This window comes from Corynebacterium sp. UMB0012 (genome assembly GCF_030216265.1).
In the GTDB taxonomy this organism is placed as follows: domain Bacteria; phylum Actinomycetota; class Actinomycetes; order Mycobacteriales; family Mycobacteriaceae; genus Corynebacterium.
The window spans coordinates 77,834-97,211 of the sequence record NZ_JASOKQ010000008.1; the positions used below are offsets into that span (position 1 = coordinate 77,834).

A 19,378-nucleotide genomic window follows, 5' to 3' on the forward strand; every position below is an offset into this window, starting at 1 on the left:
TTACGTCAGGACTTAGATGTTCAGGTCCTCGTCCTCATTATCCTCCCAGTCCAAGGAACGTTTAATAGCGCGCTTCCAGTCACGGTAGAGGGCCTCTACCTCTTCCTTCTCGCGCTTCGGCTTAAACACCTTCATGTCTCCTTCCTGGTTACCCAAAACGCTCAGGTCATCCCAGAAGCCATTGTCCAAGCCTGCCGCGAAGGCCGCGCCGGTGGCGGTGGTCTCGATATTCTTCGGGCGGTGTACTTCCACGCCGAGGATATCGGACTGGAACTGCATCAGCAGTTCATTCATGGTCATGCCACCATCCACGCGCAGCTCGGTAATCTCCACGCCGGAGTCCGCCACCATAGCGTCGGCAACATCGCGCGTCTGGTACGCGGTGGATTCGAGCACGGCGCGAGCCAAGTGCTTGCGGTTAGCAAAGCGGGTCAGGCCCACGATGACGCCGCGAGCATCCGGGCGCCAGTACGGAGCGAAGAGTCCGGAGAAGGCCGGCACGATATAGACGCCGCCGTTGTCCTTAACTTCGCGCGCGAGGTTTTCGATGGACGCAGCGTTGGGGATGATCTGCAGGTTATCGCGCAGCCACTGCACCAGGGAACCGCCCATGGATACAGAACCCTCGAGGGCATACACGGGGCGCTCGCCCTCGCGCTGGAAGCAGACGGTGGTCAGCAAGCCGTTCTCGGAGAACTTCGGGGTAGTACCCGTATTCAGCAGGAGGAACAGGCCGGTTCCGTAGGTATTCTTTGCGGAACCTGCGCGGAAGCAACCCTGGCCAAACATCGCGGACTGCTGGTCACCCAGGATGGCGCGGATAGGCACGCCGGAGAGCGAGCCGCGCTCACGCACGGTACGGAAATCGCCCAGGGACGGGCGAATCTCCGGCAGCATGGACATCGGGATGCCCATTTCCTTACACAGTTCCTCATCCCACTCCAGCTTTTCGATGTCCATCAGCAAGGTGCGGGAAGCGTTGGTGACGTCGGTGGCGTGCAGCGCTTCGCGGCCGGCATCGCCCTCGGCGCCGCCGGTGAGGTTCCACAGCAGCCAGCTATCAATGGTGCCGAAGAGCAAGTCGCCTGCCTCAGCACGCTCGCGGGCACCTTCGACGTTATCGAGGATCCACTTCACCTTCGGTCCCGCCGGGTAGGAGTTGATGATCAGACCGGTGCGGCGGCGCCACTTTTCTGGTCCTTCCTCACCCGAGAGTTCCTTACAGATGGCGGTGGTACGGGTATCTTGCCAGACAATGGCGTTGTAGACCGGCTTACCGGTGTGCTTATCCCACACCACGGTGGTCTCACGCTGGTTGGTGATACCTACCGAGTCAATGTCTTCCACGGTGATGTCGCCATTGGCAAGAGCCTCACCGACGGCGCGACGGGTATTGCTCCAGATTTCTTCCGGATCGTGTTCTACCCAGCCTTTTTCCGGGAAGATCTGCTCGTGCTCGAGCTGGCCAACGGCAGCCTGCTCGCCGTTGTGGTCAAAGATGATGCAGCGCGTCGACGTGGTTCCCTGGTCGATAGCGGCGACGTATTTCTTGTTAGTCATGTGTCTTGTCTCCTATACGAAGATGGAATTAGAGCGCAACGGACAACAGGCCAACGGCTACGGCCGCGACCAAAGGGGCCACGATAGGGACCCAAGCATAGCCCCAGTTCGCACTGCCCTTGTCCTGGATGGGCAAGATGAATGCATAGGCAATTCGCGGGCCCAGATCACGGACCGGATTGATGGCATAACCCGTGGGGGTACCTAGGGACAGACCGACCGCCACAACAACGAAGGCAACAGCGAAGTAGCTCATTGGGCCAAGCTCGCCGCCGGTGGGGCCGAAGGCGATGAACATCAGCAGCACGCAGGTGGCGATGAACTCCGTTACCGCATTCCAGCCGTTCTTAGGATGTGCCGGCTTGGTAAAAAAGATACCGTTGGTGTCCTTATTGGCGCCGGTGACGTTTCCGGCGTCGTCGTAATTATTGGCGTCGAAAAGCTGCTTGAAGGCAGCCCATGCCAGGATGGCACCGAGGATAGCGCCGAGGATCTGGCCCAGGAAGTAGTACGGAACCAGGGACCACTCGAGCGAGCCATTGACGGCCAACATTACGGTGACGGCGGGGTTAAGGTGCCCGCCCGTGGGATCGGCCACGCTCGCGCCGACGAAAACCGCCATACCCCAGCCCAGGGCAATAACTATCCAATCGGAGCCGCGTGCGCCAGAGGTGCGCAGGTTTACCAGCGCACATACACCGTTACCTAGAAGGAGCAGCAACGCAGTGCCGATAAACTCCCACAGGAATGCATCAAATCCGGTCATAACTTATACCTCGTTTTGGGTGGGTCGGGCGGATCCTGCGCGTACCAAAATGTCATTGGCCTCACGGTCAGTTACCGCAGCTTCTGCTTCAAGTTCGGCCTGCGTGTGGGCCTTGAATTGGGATACCTCGCGCTCCTTGTCGGCGTCGCTCCAGCCCAGCAGCGGTGCTACAAAATCAGCAACAGCCGGGGCAGCGTTCACACCGCGGTCGCCGTACTCGATGGCGATGCGCAGGCGGCGGGACAGGATGTCTTCCAAGTGCAATGCACCCTCGTGGGTGACGGCGTAGCGGACCTCGGCCCACAGGTAGGACTCGGCACCAGGAACTGGCTCGAGCAGGGAGGCGTCCTCAGCTGCCGGTGCCAAAACCTCACCCAGCAGGGAGCCATAGCGGCCGAGCAGGTGCTCAATGAACTTCTCGCTCAGGTTGTAGCGACGAGCCAAGGATGGGACCTGGTTGGCCAAGGCGTGGTAGCCGGCGGCGCCCAGGATCGGGGTTTGCTCGGTGATAGACTCCGGGACCTTGGTATCCAGCTCCTCCACTGCCAGGTCCACGGCATCCTTACCGATGACGCGGTACGTGGTGTACTTACCGCCGGCAACAGAAACCATGCCTGGGGCCACGCGCGCAACCGCGTGGTTACGGGAAAGGTTGGTGGTGGAATCGGACTTGCCGGACAGCAGCGGGCGCAGACCGGAGTAGACGCCCACGATGTCATCGCGGGTGATCTTGCGGCGCACGCGCTGGTTAACCTGATCCAAGATGTAGTCGATATCGGACTTGGTTGGTGCCGGATCTGGCAAGGAGAGGCCCTTTTCCCAATCGGTATCGGTGGTACCGATAATCCAGTACTCGCCCCACGGGATAACGAAGAGAACGGACTTTTCGGTAACGAAGCACAGGGCTGCCTCTGCATCGAGCGCATCTTTCGGCACGACGATGTGCACGCCCTTGGAGGCGTGAACGGTGAACTTGCCCTCCACGCCGGCCATCTCTTGAATCTTGTCATTCCACACACCGGTGGCGTTGATAAAGACCTTGCCGCGCACGGTGGTCTCGCGGCCGGTGGCGGTATCGCGTACCTTGGCGCCTACGATGCGGCCGCCGCGGTCCTTGTCAAAGCCAATGACCTCGGTATTGGTACGTACATCGGCACCGTACTCTGCGGCGGTACGCAGCACGGTCATGGTGTGGCGGGCGTCATCAACCAAAGTGTCGTAGTAGCGCACGCCGCCCACAATGGCATCGTCCTTCAGACCCGGGGTCACCTTCAGCACGCCCTTGCGGGTAAGGTGCTTCTGCATTGGCACGCTCTTCGAGCCACCCATGAGGTCATAAAGAGTAAAGCCACCGAACATCATCACGCGCTCCCATACGTGGTGGGTCAGCGGGAAGATAAACTTCAGCGGCTTCACCAGGTGGGGTGCCAGGGTGGACATGTTCAGCTCGCGCTCCTTGAGGGACTCCGCCACCAGGCGGAAGTCAAACATGGCCAGGTAGCGCAGGCCACCGTGGAACATCTTGGAGGAGCGAGAAGAGGTACCTGCGGCGAAGTCGCGCGCCTCAATGACGGCGGTCTTGAGGCCACGGGTAGCGGCGTCCGCTGCCGCACCGGCGCCTACGGAACCGCCACCGATGATGACTACGTCGTATTCCTTATCCGCGTACCCATTCCATAGATTTTCAAAGTATTCGGGGTTAAAGGATTGGTTGCTTTGCTGGGTCATTGCTGACCGCATCTCCTTCCTTGGTGCTTGCATGTGCCTGCGCCATAAATCCATGAATGAGATGGCAAAAGCACAGCTAAGAGCAGTTAAATTGTGGTTTCGGTGGAAAGATTCACACCACGGCTGCAGAGATTTTATCTCCTTAAACCTATGATAGGAGTCACGGGAGTCAGTTACACAGATGGTTACTCACACGTAGGTTTCAGGCCCGTAAGCAGTAACTTTTCCTAAAATACTTAGCCACCCGAAAAGAAAAAGCACCCCCTGTCGGGGGTGCAAAGCAGACGCAAAGCCCGCGCTATTTCTGCGCTAACCGTGCCATCACTTCAAGCACTTCGGACATTCCGGCTTTCTCCGCAGAATATGTGACCGCTTGGGCGCCCTTGACCACCTCAATAGGGGCAGTTTCCAAAGCCACCACCGGCATCCAGTCAAGGAAATCCTCATCTCCTGGCTCGTTAGCAAAAACCAGGGCCTCCTCCGGCTTAGCTTGCAGATCCTCGAGGATGCGCTCCACGCCTTGTACCGCGGTCGCGGCAGTGACGGAGAGTGCATTGGTATCGAGACGCGGCTGCACAGCATCCTCATCAAGGACAACGCTCCACACGGCCTGCGGAACATCCACCTCACCGGCGGGTGATATCACGATCAGGACTTCGGCCGCCGGATAGATCTCCGCCAAAGCCTTGTGCAATCGCGGAGTCAGCGCGCCATCTTCCCAATTCAGCGCGCTACTGTGCGCCACTACCACGCGGGGGATGGAAGAGAATTGCGCCTTCATGCGGTGCGGCAAACGCGAGACGATAAGCCGGGATTGGGTAGCTGCCGCCAAAAGGCCTTGCTCTGCTACGGAACCGGCCCATATCTCCTTGCTGCTGGCCGCGATGGACGCTTGGGTTTGCGCGACCTCCGACTTCAGCTGCGCCATGACATCCGCGACCTTATCGCGACCTTCATCCAAGCCGCGGGTTGCCTCTTCTACTACGGCGTTGAGGTTGTTCTTGATCCACTCCAGGGTCTCCGGAGCGGTACGCGCCTTATTCTTTGGCTCCTCCCCGTCTTTTCCCTTGGCGGCGGCCATGTGGTTGCGCACCAAGTCAACCGTAGTAACGGAGACGCGTTCTTTGAGGCCCACTAGATCGTCGCGCAGTCGGCGTACGCGGTGGCGTTCTGTTTCTACTTCAGCATCGCGGGCTTCTGCCTCTTCAAGGGTAGGAGCCCCTCCACCCTTACGGGCGGGCACCCAGTATTCACCGGCAGGCATGGGTCCAAATTCGGCTTCGTACTGCTCCCATAGTCCTTCCAACGCCTCTTGCATACGGCGTCGAATCTCCGCGGTATCAGCCTCCGCATCGCCGGTGGGATAGTACGGTTCGAGGGCGGTAATAAAGACAGGGGTCTTGGTCCGCCCCAGGTTCTTTTTGTGCCCCTTGGTCCACAGGCGCTGCGAACCAAAAATGACCTGTGGGATTACCGGCACCCCCGCCTCATAGGCAATACGAGAGGCGCCACTTTTCATGCTGCGGATTTCAAAGCTGCGGGAAATTGTTCCTTCAGAAAACACGCCCACGAGTTCGCCGTCCTTGGCCAGCTGTACCGCTTGGCGGAAGGAGGCGCTGCCATCGATACGGTCAACTGGCACGTGGTGCATGGCCTTCAACAACGGACCTGCCACCGGGGCTTTAAAGATTCCAGCTTTAGCCAGGAAGCGTACGAGACGCTTCTTGCGATAGGCCAAAAAGGCGCCGAAAAGGAAATCCATGTAGCCGGTGTGGTTGCAGACCAACACCGCGCCGCCCTGATCGGGGATATTTTCTTCCCCCGAAAGGCGCATTTTTAATCCCTGTGCCAGAGTCACCCCCCTGCCAATGTGGGTGATCTGGCGGTACAGGAAATTCGTCGCAGCGTTCATAACTCTCCAGGACGACGGCGGACTTACTGCGGGGTCAGGACATCCTTGCCCACGAAGGGGCGCAGGGCCTCAGGGACAACGACGGAGCCGTCGGCCTGCTGGTGGTTTTCCAGAATGGCTACGAGCCAGCGGGTAGTCGCCAGCGTGCCGTTCAGGGTAGCTGCGGTCTGGGTCTTGCCGTTCTCGTCGCGGTAGCGAGTGGACAGGCGGCGCGCCTGGAAGGTGGTGCAGTTCGAAGTGGAGGTTAGCTCACGGTAGGTGCCTTGGGTAGGAACCCAAGCCTCATTGTCGAACTTGCGGGCCGCCGAAGAACCGAGGTCGCCACCGGCAATATCGATGGTACGGTAGGGCAGTTCCATGGCTGCAAGCATGTCCTTTTCCATGGACAGAAGGCGCTGGTGCATTTCTTCCGCGTCCTCCGGCTTGCAGTAGACAAACATCTCCAGCTTGTCGAATTGGTGGACGCGCAGGATGCCGCGAGTGTCCTTACCGTGGGAGCCAGCCTCACGGCGGAAGCAGGAGGACCAGCCAGCGTACTGCAGCGGGCCATTGGAGAGGTCGATGATCTCATCCTTGTGGTAACCGGCAAGGGCCACCTCAGAGGTACCGACGAGGTACATATCATCGGCCGGCAGGTAATAAACCTCATCGGAGTGCTGGCCCAAGAAACCGGTGCCGGACATAATGTCTGGGCGAACCAGGACTGGCGGGATCATCAGCTTGAAGCCAGCTTCGCGTGCCTTCTGCGCCGCGAGCATCAGCATTCCCAGCTGCAGGAAGGCACCATCGCCGGTGAGGTAGTAAAAACGAGCGCCGCCTACCTTAGCGCCGCGCTTGACGTCAATGAGGCCGAGGGACTCACCCAACTCAAGGTGGTCCTTTGGCTCGAAGTCGAACTCAGGAATCTGGCCTACTTCTTCTACCACTACGAAGTCATCTTCGCCGCCGGCCGGGGCACCTTCGACCACATTATCGAGCTTGTACTGCAGCTCTTCCACCTTGGCCTCAGCGGCAGACTGTGCCTCTTCCGCCTCCTTGACCTTGGCCTTCAGCTCATTGGAGCCCTCCAGCAGTGCCGGACGCTCCTCTGGGGAGGCTTGGCCAATCTTCTTGCCAAAAGCCTTCTGTTCAGAGCGCAGTTCGTCGGCCTTTTGGATAGCAGCGCGGCGCTGCTCATCAGCTTCCAAGAGCTGGTCTACGAGGGAGGGATCCTCACCTCGGTTCACCTGGGAAGCACGGACAACGTCGGGGTTTTCGCGGAGTAGCTTGAGATCAATCACGAATGTAAGTTTAGCGTATTGGCAACATCTTGCGGTGGTAATAACCAGCGAATTATGATGGCTTTATGTCCGCCGTTCAGCTCCCCGCCCGCACAATTACGGACGGTTCCGTTCCAAAACACACCCAATTGCACGATATCCTCGAAGAATTGTGCCGCACGACCCTCAAACCCGGCGATATCCTGCCTGGCGAGAGGCTTCTTGAAGAAACCTATGGCGTGTCACGGATCACGGTACGCCGCGCCATCGGAGATCTTGTCGCGGCCGGAAAATTGCGGCGCGTCCGCGGAAAGGGCACCTTCGTAGCGCCCAATCCCCTTGTCTCCCGGCTCCACCTAGCCTCATTCTCGGATGAGATGGGCGCACAAGACGTCACCGCCTCCTCCAAAATCCTTACCAGCGGCCGCAGCAGCGCCCCGGAGGATGCCGCCCTCTTTTTTGATACGCCCGCCCAGACCGAACATATTCACCTGCGCCGCCTGCGCTTAGGCGATGGCGAGCCCTACTCCATTGATGACGGCTGGTATAACTCCACGTATGCGCCCAGCCTCCTAGAAAATGACACCTACAATTCGGTCTACGCCATTCTCGACTCCGTCTTTGACGTCCCTATCACCGATGCGGATCAAACGGTCTCCGCGATTTCAGCCGATGCGGACACTGCTCCGCTTCTCGACGTCCCCCTGGGCACGCCACTGCTGCACATCGTGCGCTACTCCCGCTCGGGCGATAGGCCGGTGGAGTGGTGTTCCTCCGTCTACCGCACCGACCGCTACCGGCTGACTACCCGGGTGGCTAGGGAGAACAGTATCTAGCCAGCGCCCTGCTTAAAAGGTAAGATTAAGGGCCTTATGAAGAAATCACCTGCGTGGCGTTCCGCTGTGGCCGTCCAGATTGTCTTGATTGCGGCAATCGCGGCGGCCGTTTTCATGGGCATCTATGGCGTTATCAGCTCCCATAAATCGGGTGGCGAAGATACTACCGCTGCCCAGCAGCACAATAGCGGGGATACTTCAGAAACCGCCGCTCCTAAACCGGAGCCTTTCACCGCTGCGGCCGCCGGCGCTTGCTTGACGTGGGACATCGCCCAGGATGGCTCCGCCACTGGGTTCAAGGAAGTGCCGTGCTCGGAACAGCACCGCTTCGAGGTTTCCAAGACCGAAGACCTAAGCATCTACCCCACTAGCGAATTCGGCCCTGATGCCACCCGCCCAGCGCTAACCCGCCAACACCAATTGCGCGATGAGCTGTGCGAATCCGCCACTGTGGGCTACCTGCACGGTAAGTGGGATCCGAATGGTAAGTACGATGTGGCGTCCATTCTGCCGCCGCAGTCCGCCTGGGATCGCGGCGACCGCACCTTGCTGTGCGGCCTGCAAACCACCGATGATCACGGCGTACCGCAGCTTACTACCGGCAACGTCGAGGCCTCCGAGCAGGCAAACCTCGCCAAGCCGGGCGAGTGCTTGGCCATCGATGACAAGCAGGTTCCGCACGTCGTCGACTGCGCTAAGCCCCACCAAATGGAGACCGTTTCCGTCATCGATGTGGGCAAGCAGTTCCCTGACGGCTACCCGGACGGCAAGGATATGGACAAGTTCCTGTCCGATACGTGTACCGCCGCTACTGAGGACTACCTTGGCGGCGAGGAACAGCTCTACCAGTCCACGCTGCAACCATTCTGGGGCTCTATCACCGAGGCCTCGTGGAATGGCGGCACCAAATCCGTCAATTGCTCCCTTGTGCATGCCCGCGAAGGCGGCGGTTTCTCTGCCATCACCGGTTCCGCTACCGGTGGCCGCCAAGCGCTGACTATCGACGGCCAACCGCCGGAGGAACGCCCCGAGCGCAATCCACTGCGTGAGGACAAGGACAATAGTCCGGCACCCGAGTCCGCCGCCCACGCACCGGCCCCAGCGCCCTAATGGTCGAGGTATCAGAAGAGCGCTTCGATGAGATGGTCAACGAGGCGCTGGATCAAGTCCCCGAGGAATTCGTGCGCCGCATGCGCAACCTCGTCATCTTGGTCGAAGATGAAAATCCCGATAACCCTATGCTGCTAGGGCTCTACGAGGGCGTCGCACTGCCGCACCGCACCTTCGATCACACCGGTTTCCTGCCCGATGCGATCTTCATTTACCGCAACACGCTGCAGCGCTGGTCCGGCAGCGAGGAAGAATTAGCAGAGCAGGTCAAGGTCACCGTATTTCACGAACTCGGCCATTACTTTGGCCTCGAAGAAGAGGAGCTGCACCGCCTGGGCTGGGGCTAGAGCTCCGTATCCGCCCACCGGGTTAACGTCCACTCACCAAAGTCCTTGCCGCGCGGTTCTATCACCATAAAGCGACAATTGGCCAGGTAGCCGGTATAGGCAAAGTCGGCATCAACACCCGTGGCGTGTTTGGTGACCACGCGGATAGCGGCGCCGTGGCTGACGAGAATGACATCGTGGTCGTCGGCAAGCTGGTCCGCAATGCCCTCCAGCACCGGCTGGTAGCGCGCCAGCACATCATCCAAGGTCTCGCCGCCTTCCATCCCGGCGCCGCGCTCGCCATCGCACCAGCCACGCATGGCCACCATGTGCGAACGATGGGCATCCTCGCTACCGTCCATCTCCCAGTCGCCGGCGAAAATCTCGTGTACGCCGGCGATTACGTCAACGCGCTGGGAAAACTCCGGCATGCCGCGCTCCTGTTCAAAGGCGCGCGCCGCTAGCATCGCGGTCTGCTGAGCGCGCAGGGCAATGGAGCATTTAAATTCCACCTCGCGCTCGCCCACCAACTGCGCTAGCTCACGGCCTACGTCCGTGGCTTGGTCGCGCCCGCGCTCGGTAAGCTCTGCCCCGGGCGGGCGGGTATCGAGGAAGCGGGAAATATTGGAATAGGTCTGGCCGTGGCGCAGCAGGATAATTCTTCCGGGCATGCTTCTAGATTATTGGCCCCTGCGTGCCCGCGCTACCCAATCATCCGCCGCCGCCAGATCGCGCGGTGGCTTGCCCGCCGGGGTTGCCGCCGGCCAGGAGCCGAGGAAAAGCAAGTCCTCTGCCCGCAACCACAAGGCCCGCAGTGCCTCCGCCACCGGCTGATCGTCAATGTGCCCAATGAGGTCCACGTAGAAGCGGTACGTACCAAAGGCCTCCCGCGTGGGGCGCGACTCAATCCGGGACAGATCCACCCCGCGGTGCGCAAAGTCCTGCAACGCCCCCACCAGGCTGCCTGGCTCATTTGGCAGGGTGAAGATGACGCTGGTGCGGTCCTGGCCAGTCCTTGCAGTGGGTTTTCCCGGACGCCCCACCAGGACAAAGCGCGTTGCGGCGCCCTCGACATCTGCCACGCCCTGGGCGATGGTCTCCAGCCCAAAGATCTCGGCGGCCCGCGCCGGAGCTGCGGCCGCATCCGCTTCCCCACGGGCTACAGCCTCGGCCGCGGCGGCATTGGAACTGGCCGGCACGAACTCTACCTCCGGCAAATTGTCCTTTACCCAGCCGCGGATTTGCTGGAATGCCACCGGGTGGGTGCTCAGCCGCGCAATGTCACCCGCGCCCTGCCGGGTCATGATGCTAAAAGCCACGGGGACATCCACCTCGCGGTAAATCTGCACCGGTTCGGCTTCAACGAGCGCATCAAAGGTAGTGGTGACAGCGCCATCGACGGAATTTTCAATGGCTACGCAGGCGTACTCGGCGTGCCCGGCGCGCACGGCGGCCACGGCCTCCGAAGGCGAGCCAACCGGCATGGTCTCTACCTGCGGCAGGTGCGCGGCAAACTTATGCACAGCCGCTTCCGTAAAGGTGCCGGCCGGACCGAGGAAGGCGATGGTGGTAGTCATGCACGTCACCTTAGCCCACTAGACTGGTGCCCCATGGACTTTTCCGTAGAACAACTCCGCGCGGATCTGCACGGCCTTGTCCCCGAGGAGCACGGTTTCACCTACCTGGATGTAGACCGCGAGCCCTCCGGTCGAGGCCGGCTGAGCGGCTGGGTCCTCTCCGCCAAGGATCTCTGCGATGTCCGCGGCATGCCTACTACATTGGGAAATGTCGATCGCACCTACTACCCCGAGCGCAGCGATGCCTTTATAGAGGCCTTGGAGAAGCAGGGTGCGCGCATCATCGGTAAGTCCTCCACGCCGGAGTTGGGTCTGCGCGTGGATACGGAACCAGTGGGCCTGCCCCATCCCGATAATCCCCTTTATCCCGGCTGCACTCCGGGTGGTTCCTCGGGCGGTGCGGCGGTCCAGGTCGCGCGGGGGTTGCTGCGCGCGGCGCACGCCAGCGATGGCGGCGGTTCCATCCGTGTGCCGGCCGCGGCATGCGGCGTGGTGGGCTTTAAACCGGCAGGAAAAGAACTGGGTGTGCAGGGCTTTATCACCCGGACCGTGGCCGATAATGCCTTTCTGCATGGCCACCGAATGATCACCCCGCGCGCCCGCATTGGTCTGCTGGTAGAGCCGCTGTTTTGTGATGCCAACGTCGATGCCCACCACCTGCGCGCCGCCCGCGAGGCCGCCCAACGCCTACAGGCAGCCGGCTTCACCGTGGTGCCCATTTCCCCGTATCCGCAGGCCCGAGCTACCTTTGCATATTTCCGCACGACCTTTACCTCCCGCCTGGCGGGGCTTAACCCGGCGGCGGGCTATGCGGAGTGGATTGCTAAACAGGGCCGGCGCGTTAGCGCCGCTGAGCTGGCCGCGGCGCGGGCGCATGTCCGGCAGCTACCTGGCTTGCTGGCCCAAGAGTGGGGAGTCGATACCATCCTCACCCCAATGTTGACCACGGACCCGCCGCGTATTGGTTCATTCCTTTCCCTGCCCCATGCGGAGAATTTCGCGGCCCAGACCCGGTGGTCTCCGTGGGGTTCCCTCTTCAACATGGCCCGCCTGCCAGCCATTTCCGTACCGTGGGCCGTACCCAATCACCCGCCAGTAGGCGTACACCTGGGAGGCATTACGCTTTCCGACGCCGCCCTGCTCGGCCTCGCCCACATCCTCCACCCATGACCAAGTCCCTACGCGCCGAGCTGCTCATCGTCCTCACCCTCACCTTTGGTATTTCCGGGGTGCGGGCGGTATTGAACCTCATCAATTCCCTGGCCGCGCCGCAGCGGCTCGACGAGCAATCGGTCACGCTCAATTCCAGCCAATCCTCCCTTGCTTGGGTGGATATGGGACTGCAGCTGTGCTCGGCCGCCGTACTCTTTTCCTATGGAGCCTTAGCGCTTTTCCTGCTGGCCAAGGACCGCTTTGTGCCCCGTGCCCACCGCGCCCGCGACTGGCTAGAAGGCGCAGGGCTTGCCGCCCTCATTGGCATCCCGGGGCTCGCCCTGTATGTCGCGGCGGTGCACTTGGGGTGGAGCAAGGAGGTCATCCCCGGCGACTTCGCCAATGCTTGGGTGGAAATTCCCGTTTCCCTCCTCAAGGCCGCTGCCAACGCCTTCGCGGAGGAAACCGTGGTGGTGATGTGGCTGATGACGCGTTTGCGCCAGGCCCGCTGGTCGCTGCCAGCCACGCTGGCCGCAAGCTCCATTCTCCGCGGTTCTTATCACCTCTACCAGGGAGTTTCCGCTGGCTTTGGCAATATCATCATGGGTTTAATCTACGGCTACTACTACCACCGCACGGGGCGGGTATGGCCGCTGGTCATAGCGCATTTTCTTATCGACGCCGTCGCTTTCGTGGGTTATTCCTTCCTGTGAAAATCCCTGTAGGGGACGTCGCGAAGCAGGCGTTGCTCCCTGCTCCTTGTAAGGTATAGCGCATGACTGAATCAGGACGAGATCCGCATCGGGAGGCCCGCCGCGCCGGCGACGACTCCTCCACTGAATTCGTCCTTGGGGCCGATGGACGTCCCCTCAAGGATCGATACGGCCGCCCCATTCGACGCCGTTCCTCCGCCCGCCCGACGCCGCGGCGCGTGGAACCCGAGCAACAATCCTTTCGCGCTCCGCAGCCACAGCAACAGCCCCCGCGCCGCACTCCGCCCCCAACGCCGAGCCGCTACCCCAGCCAGTACCGCGCGCAGCAGCGCCCGCCTCGTCGTACCGAGCCGCGCCCGGCGCCCCGGCAGCGCCCGCACAGCCGCCGCAAGAAGGTCAATCCGGCCAAGCGCGCCCTCGGGTGCGTTGGCTTGGCGCTCGTTGTCCTACTGGTATTCAATCTCGTCTTCATGTTCTGGACCGATGCCCGCCTCACCCGCGTGGAGGCGCTGCCAGAAGAACAAGTGTCTAATACCGCCGGCACCAATTGGTTGCTCGTCGGCTCCGATTCCCGCCAGGGACTCAGCGAGGAACAGCAGGCGGAGCTCGGCACCGGTGGTGATGTGGGCGAGGGCCGCACCGATACCATCATGTTGCTGCACATCCCCCGCACCGGCAAGGCCAAGCTCGTTTCCATCCCACGCGATAGCTACGTGGAAGTCCCCGGTTTTGGCATGGACAAGATCAATGCCGCCTTTACCTACGGTGGACCACAGCTCCTTACCCAAACCGTCGAAGGCACGACCGGTCTGCGCATCGACCACTACGCCGAGATCGGCATGGGCGGCCTAGCCAATGTGGTCGACTCCGTGGGTGGGGTAGACGTATGCGTGAAGGAACCCATCAATGACCCGCTGGCCGGCATTGATCTCCAAGACGGCTGCCAGAAGCTCAAAGGCCGTGATGCCCTCGGTTACGTGCGCACCCGCGCTACTGCCATGGGTGATCTAGACCGCGTGCAGCGCCAACGTGAATTCTTCTCCGCTTTGCTGGATAAGGTGGCTTCCCCGGCTACCCTTATCAACCCATTTCGCGCCTTCTCCTTGGTCAACCACACCGCTTCCTCGTTCATCGTGGGCGACGGGGACCACATCTGGCACCTTGCCCGCGTAGCGCTTGCCATGGGTTCCGGTGTGGAAACAGAAACCGTCCCCATCGGCGGTTTCCAAGATACCGAGGTAGGCAACGTCGTCCTCTGGGACGATGAAGCAGCCGCCGAGTTGTGGGATTCTCTCAAATAGCGATCAAAATATGGCCCTTCCTCTACTGGGAAGGGCCATATTCTTGTCTTTAGCGCAGGGTCACCTGGCGGGACTTGATGTTTTCTAGCTGCTTGCGCTCATCGGCGCTCAACTGGGCATCATTAGAGATTTCTTCCTCCAAGGCCTTGTCCACGCGAGTGAGGTGGTCCTCATAAGAAGCGTGGTCAACCTCTGGATCCAAGTCGAAGACCGGAGCGATGAGACCGTGGGTGCGGAAAACACCGGCGAACTTGGTGCCCTCGCCCAAGTTCAGCTCGCCGCGGGCGGCGACGCGCGCCAGTGCGTTCAGGAATGCGGATTCATCGTCATTCGGGCGGACCCAACGGATGTGGGCCTTGCCACCGCCGGCATTTGCCCAAAAGGCCGCACCGGTAATGTTCTCGCCCACCTGGTAGGACTCAATGACGGAATCATTAGCGGCGCGTAGCGACTGTGCAATCTGCGGGGTGACCTGTGCTCCCTCCGGAATCCACCATTCGAAGTCCTGGTGAACCTGCACGTCGAGGGTAGCAGAGGAATCGATAAGCTCCTCCAGCTTCGGCTCCGAACCGTCGGCCGCGGTGGATTCCAGGGTGGCGCCCGGCTCATTATTCTTCACCCAGTTAAGGGCAAAGGCGAGGTCGCGCCCCGGGTTGTGGGTATGGGACTGCACCTGCAGGCCCACGAAGGCATCGCCGCCAAATTCGGTGTCCCGAATAAGCGCAGCAGAAGCACCCGGCAGGACGGTGGCTACATACACGTTCTTATCGCAGCCTTTAACGTCAAGCTTGGCAAAAGCGGAGGGGACGAACTCCTGCATGGCGACCAGGGAGGCCTCCGCAGCAAGTCCGCCGTAGGGGCGGGGATCCTTTTCCAGGGCGGCGCGCTCCTTGGCGCGGGCAGCGAGCTTTGCCTGGCGGCGGGACATGCCCTCAGGCAGCTGTTCCTTGTTCTTTTTCTTCTTGGCCATGCCTCCAAGATACCTGCTTACTAGAGCTCAATGGCATGTAGGGCCACTTCGGGTTGGTTGGTAGCGAGCATATCTACCCCGTTAGCCCACGCCCACTTCATATCCTCCGGCTTGTCTACAGTCCACAGGTAGGTAGGCAATCCCTGCGCGCCGATAATTGCCGGCTGCAGCTTCGCGCGCAGCAACGATACGCCGAGCGCGGTGGGCTTGGACAGCATTACATCGGGACGGTTGACATGGCGCTCCCAATCGCGACGAAGATAAATCCGGTCCATGTGCGGCGCCAAGTTCTGCATGCGGCGGATGGCGTGGTGGGAAAAGGAAATAACGTGGATCCGGGGGTCGTCGAAAAGCCCCGCATAACGCAGGCGCAGCACCGTTTGCTCCTCCAGGATGTCACCCTGCCCGGAGGGGTGCTTGGTCTCGATATAAAGGTGGTGCGGTGTGCCCTGAAGTAGTTCCAAGAGTTCGTCGAGAAGCATCATACGCTGGCCCGAACCGATGTCAACGCCGCGCAATTCTTCCCAGTCCATCTTGGAAATGCGGCCGGGGCGCCCCGCGGTGCGGTCCAACGTGGGATCATGCTGAACCACTACTTTTCCATCGCGCGTCAAGCGCACATCGCACTCGACGCCGTGAATTGGCAAATCTAGGGCTTTTTCAAAAGCTAGAGGGGATAGCTCCGGATATTTTCCGGAGTATCCCCTATGAGCGACAATCTTCACTAGCCGAAGAACTCTTCCTTGATGTCATTCAGGGTCTTGGCAGAAGCATCGAAACGCTCCTTTTCGTGCTCATTGAGCTGCAGCTCAATCGCGCGCACGATGCCGGAGCGGTTGATGATGGCAGCGGTACCGATGTAGAGATCCTCTACACCATACTCACCCTGCAGGTAAGCAGATACTGGCAGCGCCACGTCCTGGTTCTGGATGACGGCGGCGGTGATACGGGCCAGGCCCATGCCGATACCGAAAGAAGTGGAGCCCTTAGCGTCAATGATGGAGTAGGCGGCATCGCGGGTGTCTTCGAAGATCTTCTCGATGCGCTCTGCATACTCCGGATCCGTATCCAGCTTCTTGGACATCGGGACACCTGCGATATTCGCGGTGGAGATGGCTGGCAGCTCGGAATCGCCGTGCTCGCCCACGATGTAGGCGTGTACGGACTTCGGTGCAACATCTTCCAGCTCGCCCAGCATGTAGCGGAAACGAGCGGAGTCCAGCACGGTGCCGGAGCCGATGACGCGCTTGTGGTCCAGGCCGGAAGCCTTCCATACGGCGTAGGTCAGGATGTCCACTGGGTTGGAGGCAACCAGGAAGATGCCATCAAAGTCATTCGCCATGACATCGGAGACGATGCTGTTCATGATCTTGACGTTCTTGCCCACCAGGTCCAGGCGGGTCTCACCCGGCTTCTGTGCGGCACCGGCGCAAATGACGACCATATCGGCGTCTGCGCAATCGGCGTAGGTGCCCTTGGTGACGCGGGTGCGGGTGGGGGCCCAGACAACACCGTGGTTGAGGTCCATGACGTTGCCCTCTAGCTTCTTTTCATCGATATCGATGATTGCCAGGTGGTCAACGATGCTTTGGTTGATGAGAGCGAAGGCGTAAGCGACTCCCACATCGCCGGCACCAATGAGAACTACTTTGTTTCCTACATGATTTGCCATGACCCCATTGTGCAACTCTTTGAAGATTTTTGCACGGGCTAAATCTCACACTGAAAATCCCACCGAAATCTGGGATAATCGGGCATTATGAAACGCGCACTCCGCCGCGCTGCACTAATCGCTCTTGGCGTAGCCGCGGATCTCACGCCCATTGTCCGTATGACCAGCCGGCAAACCTTACCGCCCAATATGTCGGCTGGAATTTTGGGTGCGGAATTAGCTACGTGGGCGGCTGTTTCGCCCTCCTTACTTCCCCGCCCGTGGTGGGTGACCGCTGCCAACGTGGCAATCGGGCAGGGCATTGGGCATCTAGGTGCGGCGTCAACAAGCTTCGTGCTCAATAGCATTGGCAAGCGCCCGCAGGACCGCCTCGGCCCACAACATCGACAAATTATGCACCTTGCTATTGGCGCCGGGACTGCATTTAATGCCGTGCTTTCGCTGCGCAACCAGAAGAAGCAGGCGGAGTTGGTCAATAAGCAGCTCGTGCGGGGGCCCGCCACGGCGGCCATCGGCCTGGCCGCGGGCACCGCGGGCTACGGCACTCTCCTACTCATCGGGGAGGCCACGCAGCTTGCCGTCACTAAACTGTCACGCCAGCTAGGCCGGTGGGTGCCTGCACTCGTTGCTTGGCCGGTGGTTACCGCAGGACTGAGCCTCACGGCGTTTGCACTTTCTGACCGCGTGGTCTTTCGACGCTGGCTACGCTCGCTATCGCACCAAGCGCAGCGAATAAACAAGCAGATTTTCCCTGGCACCTCCATGCCCTGGGAGCCAGAGCGCTCCGGCAGCCCATGGTCGCTCGAGCCGTGGTCGGCGCTGGGACAGCAGGGACGCCGCTTTGTCTCCAACGGCCCCCGCGCCCGCGATATCCGCACAGTAACGGGAACCGATGCAAAGGAACCCATCCGTATCTACGCCGGATACATACCAGGGCGCTCCTTCCAGCAATCCGCGGAAAAGATCCGCGCCGAACTCGAACGCACCGGTGCCCTGCGGCGCGAAACTATCGTCATCCAAATGCCTGCCGGCTCGGGATGGATCAATAACTGGGGTGCGTGCTCCTATGAGTTTTTGACCGGCGGTGATTGCGTCACCGTCACCATGCAATATTCCTACCTGCCTTCGGTTTTTTCCTACCTCGTGGATAAGAATGCACCGAAGCAAGCGGCCCGTGAATTGATTCGGGTGGTACAAGAAGAAATAGATAGGCTGCCTAAAGAAAACCGCCCGCGGCTTTATTTCGCAGGTGAATCGCTTGGCGCCTACGCCATTATGGATAACTACCATAATGCGGAAGACCTACTTTCCGCGTGCAATGGCGCGGTCTTTTCTGGGCCTCCGCGCATGACGCACTTTACCCAGCGCCTGCGCCGGGATATTGGTTCCCTAGAACGCCTGCCCGTTATCGATGGCGGCAAGCATGTGCGCTACGCGGCGGCCCCTGACCATACGCTGCACGACGCCTTTGGCAATGACTACGCCCATACCTGGCGCCGCCCCCGCATGCTCATTGCCCAGCACGCTTCCGACGCCATCGTGTGGTGGGATCTCAACCTTCTCGTGCGCAGGCCCACCTGGATTCATGAACCGCAGCCGGAAGCGCTGCACGCGGATACCTTCCGGCAGCTGCATTGGGTTCCGTTCATTACCTGGTGGCAAATTGGCTTGGACCAGATCAATTCCCTCAACGTCCCTGGCGGGCACGGACACAACTATTTTGAGGAAATGCTCTGGTATTGGGATGAGGTCTTAGGTTCCCAATCCCGCCAATCGCTCACGCCGAAGTTGGCCAAGAAGATTGCCCGCTTTATCCGGCGCGACGCTTAGTCGCATTTCACCCCAGTACTGTGGTGCGGGCAGTACCCATTAGGCACCTTATATAGGTACTGCTGATGCTCATCCTCAGCCAGGTAGTACTCCCCAGAATCAGTTTCGGAGAGGAGTTTGACCTCCGTGGTGGTATCCCCAAATCCGAATTCCTTGAGTTTTTCTGCATAGGAATCCACGATGCCCTGGATTTCTGCGCGCTCTTCCTCCTTGCGTGGGTAGAAAGCAGAGCGGTATTGCGTTCCTACATCATTGCCCTGGCGGAAACCCTGCGTGGGATCGTGCGCTTCTAAGGCCTGTACGACAAGATCGCGCAGGCTGATGCGCTGCGGGTCATAGACCACCTCCACCGCTTCGGCATGGTTGGTTAGCCCACGGCACACCTCATAGTACGTGGGATTCGGGGTGGTACCGCCCGCATAGCCCACCGAGGTGGATTCCACGCCTTCGGTCTCCCAAAACATCTTCTCCGCACCCCAGAAACATCCCAATGCAATAAGAATGGAGCGCTGCCCGTCCTTCCACGGCCCGGTAATCGGTGTTCCTAGAACGGCGTGCGGGGCGGGGTCCACAATCGGCTCCGTTCGTCCCGGCAGAGCCTCGTCTGCAGCAACGAGTTTGGGCTCCGGCTTAAACATCCACATGAGGTATAGCTCCTTCCTTATT

General features: G+C 60.4%; 18 protein-coding genes. 7 read left to right on the plus strand and 11 right to left on the minus strand.

Going from position 1 to position 19,378, the window contains the following annotated elements; genetic code table 11:
* Window positions 1-12 precede the first annotated feature (12 nt).
* The 5 genes from glpK to serS form a co-directional block, all read right to left on the minus strand.
* Window positions 13-1,560, minus strand: a complete 1,548-nt coding sequence (gene glpK, locus QP324_RS05700) for a glycerol kinase GlpK (RefSeq protein ID WP_239274041.1) — start codon at window positions 1,558-1,560, stop codon at window positions 13-15.
* Window positions 1,561-1,588: 28 nt separating this feature from the next.
* Complete coding sequence (locus QP324_RS05705; protein WP_005325393.1) at window positions 1,589-2,326, minus strand: MIP/aquaporin family protein; 738 nt, start codon at window positions 2,324-2,326, stop codon at window positions 1,589-1,591.
* Window positions 2,327-2,329: 3 nt separating this feature from the next.
* Window positions 2,330-4,054, minus strand: coding sequence for a glycerol-3-phosphate dehydrogenase/oxidase (locus tag QP324_RS05710; RefSeq protein ID WP_284766605.1), 1,725 nt, complete (start codon window positions 4,052-4,054; stop codon window positions 2,330-2,332).
* Between the two features lie 298 nt (window positions 4,055-4,352).
* Entirely contained in the window at window positions 4,353-5,966 is a 1,614-nt protein-coding gene (locus QP324_RS05715) for a 1-acyl-sn-glycerol-3-phosphate acyltransferase (RefSeq protein ID WP_284814984.1), read from the minus strand.
* Window positions 5,967-5,989: 23 nt separating this feature from the next.
* Window positions 5,990-7,246: a serine--tRNA ligase gene (serS, locus tag QP324_RS05720; protein WP_049359893.1), complete on the minus strand. Its 1,257-nt coding sequence runs from the start codon at window positions 7,244-7,246 to the stop codon at window positions 5,990-5,992.
* Window positions 7,247-7,311: 65 nt separating this feature from the next.
* Here serS and QP324_RS05725 point away from each other — a divergent pair, with 65 nt between their 5' ends.
* From QP324_RS05725 to QP324_RS05735, 3 genes are read left to right on the plus strand one after another with little or no spacing between them, the layout of a single operon-like run.
* A complete protein-coding gene (locus tag QP324_RS05725) occupies window positions 7,312-8,061 on the plus strand; it encodes a GntR family transcriptional regulator (RefSeq protein ID WP_284814985.1) in 750 nt (249 codons plus the stop codon).
* Window positions 8,062-8,097: 36 nt separating this feature from the next.
* Window positions 8,098-9,171: a septum formation family protein gene (locus QP324_RS05730; RefSeq protein WP_284814986.1), complete on the plus strand. Its 1,074-nt coding sequence runs from the start codon at window positions 8,098-8,100 to the stop codon at window positions 9,169-9,171.
* On the plus strand, window positions 9,171-9,518 hold the full coding sequence (locus tag QP324_RS05735; protein ID WP_049377520.1) for a metallopeptidase family protein: 348 nt from the start codon (window positions 9,171-9,173) through the stop codon (window positions 9,516-9,518). The genes QP324_RS05730 and QP324_RS05735 overlap by 1 nt, the downstream gene beginning before the upstream one ends.
* On the opposite strand, the gene QP324_RS05740 is transcribed toward QP324_RS05735, so the two are convergent.
* Both QP324_RS05740 and pheA read right to left on the minus strand, forming a co-directional pair.
* The gene (locus QP324_RS05740; RefSeq protein WP_284814988.1) at window positions 9,515-10,168 is read right to left on the minus strand and encodes a histidine phosphatase family protein; all 654 of its coding nucleotides are present in this window, start codon (window positions 10,166-10,168) and stop codon (window positions 9,515-9,517) included. The two genes, QP324_RS05735 and QP324_RS05740, sit on opposite strands and share 4 nt — an antisense overlap.
* Before the next feature lie 9 nt (window positions 10,169-10,177).
* Complete coding sequence (gene pheA, locus QP324_RS05745) at window positions 10,178-11,074, minus strand: prephenate dehydratase (RefSeq protein ID WP_284814990.1); 897 nt, start codon at window positions 11,072-11,074, stop codon at window positions 10,178-10,180.
* A 33-nt stretch (window positions 11,075-11,107) separates the two neighbouring features.
* On the opposite strand from pheA, the gene QP324_RS05750 reads away from it, so the two are divergent.
* The 3 genes from QP324_RS05750 (at window position 11,108) to QP324_RS05760 (ending at window position 14,240) form a co-directional block, all read left to right on the plus strand.
* Window positions 11,108-12,244, plus strand: a complete 1,137-nt coding sequence (locus QP324_RS05750) for an amidase (protein WP_284814992.1) — start codon at window positions 11,108-11,110, stop codon at window positions 12,242-12,244.
* The gene (locus tag QP324_RS05755; protein ID WP_284814993.1) at window positions 12,241-12,939 is read left to right on the plus strand and encodes a CPBP family intramembrane glutamic endopeptidase; all 699 of its coding nucleotides are present in this window, start codon (window positions 12,241-12,243) and stop codon (window positions 12,937-12,939) included. Before QP324_RS05750 ends, QP324_RS05755 begins: the two co-directional genes overlap by 4 nt.
* Before the next feature lie 62 nt (window positions 12,940-13,001).
* Window positions 13,002-14,240 carry an LCP family protein gene (locus QP324_RS05760; RefSeq protein ID WP_284814994.1) on the plus strand — a complete coding sequence of 413 codons (1,239 nt, stop codon included), beginning with the start codon at window positions 13,002-13,004 and terminating at the stop codon, window positions 14,238-14,240.
* 49 nt (window positions 14,241-14,289) lie between these two features.
* Here QP324_RS05760 and QP324_RS05765 read toward each other — a convergent pair whose 3' ends face one another.
* From QP324_RS05765 to QP324_RS05775, 3 genes are read right to left on the minus strand one after another with little or no spacing between them, the layout of a single operon-like run.
* Window positions 14,290-15,210, minus strand: a complete 921-nt coding sequence (locus QP324_RS05765; protein WP_239278627.1) for a DUF5926 family protein — start codon at window positions 15,208-15,210, stop codon at window positions 14,290-14,292.
* Window positions 15,211-15,230: 20 nt separating this feature from the next.
* Entirely contained in the window at window positions 15,231-15,935 is a 705-nt protein-coding gene (locus QP324_RS05770) for a glycerophosphodiester phosphodiesterase family protein (protein ID WP_239278628.1), read from the minus strand.
* Window positions 15,935-16,882, minus strand: coding sequence for an L-lactate dehydrogenase (locus QP324_RS05775; protein ID WP_225746279.1), 948 nt, complete (start codon window positions 16,880-16,882; stop codon window positions 15,935-15,937). The genes QP324_RS05770 and QP324_RS05775 overlap by 1 nt, the downstream gene beginning before the upstream one ends.
* 87 nt (window positions 16,883-16,969) lie before the next feature.
* Here QP324_RS05775 and QP324_RS05780 point away from each other — a divergent pair, with 87 nt between their 5' ends.
* Complete coding sequence (locus QP324_RS05780) at window positions 16,970-18,712, plus strand: alpha/beta-hydrolase family protein (RefSeq protein WP_239278629.1); 1,743 nt, start codon at window positions 16,970-16,972, stop codon at window positions 18,710-18,712.
* On the opposite strand, the gene msrA is transcribed toward QP324_RS05780, so the two are convergent.
* Entirely contained in the window at window positions 18,709-19,356 is a 648-nt protein-coding gene (gene msrA / locus QP324_RS05785; protein ID WP_284815012.1) for a peptide-methionine (S)-S-oxide reductase MsrA, read from the minus strand. The genes QP324_RS05780 and msrA overlap by 4 nt on opposite strands.
* Window positions 19,357-19,378: the final 22 nt, after the last annotated feature.

What these genes read in the sequence shown, in the direction of transcription:
- glpK (WP_239274041.1), bottom strand. Translation starts at nt 1,560, where the DNA reads ATGACTAACAAGAAATACGTCGCCGCTATCGACCAGGGAACCACGTCG.
- QP324_RS05705 (WP_005325393.1), bottom strand. Translation starts at nt 2,326, where the DNA reads ATGACCGGATTTGATGCATTCCTGTGGGAGTTTATCGGCACTGCGTTG.
- QP324_RS05710 (WP_284766605.1), bottom strand. Translation starts at nt 4,054, where the DNA reads ATGACCCAGCAAAGCAACCAATCCTTTAACCCCGAATACTTTGAAAAT.
- QP324_RS05715 (WP_284814984.1), bottom strand. Translation starts at nt 5,966, where the DNA reads ATGAACGCTGCGACGAATTTCCTGTACCGCCAGATCACCCACATTGGC.
- QP324_RS05725 (WP_284814985.1), top strand. Translation starts at nt 7,312, where the DNA reads ATGTCCGCCGTTCAGCTCCCCGCCCGCACAATTACGGACGGTTCCGTT.
- QP324_RS05730 (WP_284814986.1), top strand. Translation starts at nt 8,098, where the DNA reads ATGAAGAAATCACCTGCGTGGCGTTCCGCTGTGGCCGTCCAGATTGTC.
- QP324_RS05735 (WP_049377520.1), top strand. Translation starts at nt 9,171, where the DNA reads ATGGTCGAGGTATCAGAAGAGCGCTTCGATGAGATGGTCAACGAGGCG.
- QP324_RS05740 (WP_284814988.1), bottom strand. Translation starts at nt 10,168, where the DNA reads ATGCCCGGAAGAATTATCCTGCTGCGCCACGGCCAGACCTATTCCAAT.
- pheA (WP_284814990.1), bottom strand. Translation starts at nt 11,074, where the DNA reads ATGACTACCACCATCGCCTTCCTCGGTCCGGCCGGCACCTTTACGGAA.
- QP324_RS05750 (WP_284814992.1), top strand. Translation starts at nt 11,108, where the DNA reads ATGGACTTTTCCGTAGAACAACTCCGCGCGGATCTGCACGGCCTTGTC.
- QP324_RS05755 (WP_284814993.1), top strand. Translation starts at nt 12,241, where the DNA reads ATGACCAAGTCCCTACGCGCCGAGCTGCTCATCGTCCTCACCCTCACC.
- QP324_RS05760 (WP_284814994.1), top strand. Translation starts at nt 13,002, where the DNA reads ATGACTGAATCAGGACGAGATCCGCATCGGGAGGCCCGCCGCGCCGGC.
- QP324_RS05765 (WP_239278627.1), bottom strand. Translation starts at nt 15,210, where the DNA reads ATGGCCAAGAAGAAAAAGAACAAGGAACAGCTGCCTGAGGGCATGTCC.
- QP324_RS05775 (WP_225746279.1), bottom strand. Translation starts at nt 16,882, where the DNA reads ATGGCAAATCATGTAGGAAACAAAGTAGTTCTCATTGGTGCCGGCGAT.
- QP324_RS05780 (WP_239278629.1), top strand. Translation starts at nt 16,970, where the DNA reads ATGAAACGCGCACTCCGCCGCGCTGCACTAATCGCTCTTGGCGTAGCC.
- msrA (WP_284815012.1), bottom strand. Translation starts at nt 19,356, where the DNA reads ATGTGGATGTTTAAGCCGGAGCCCAAACTCGTTGCTGCAGACGAGGCT.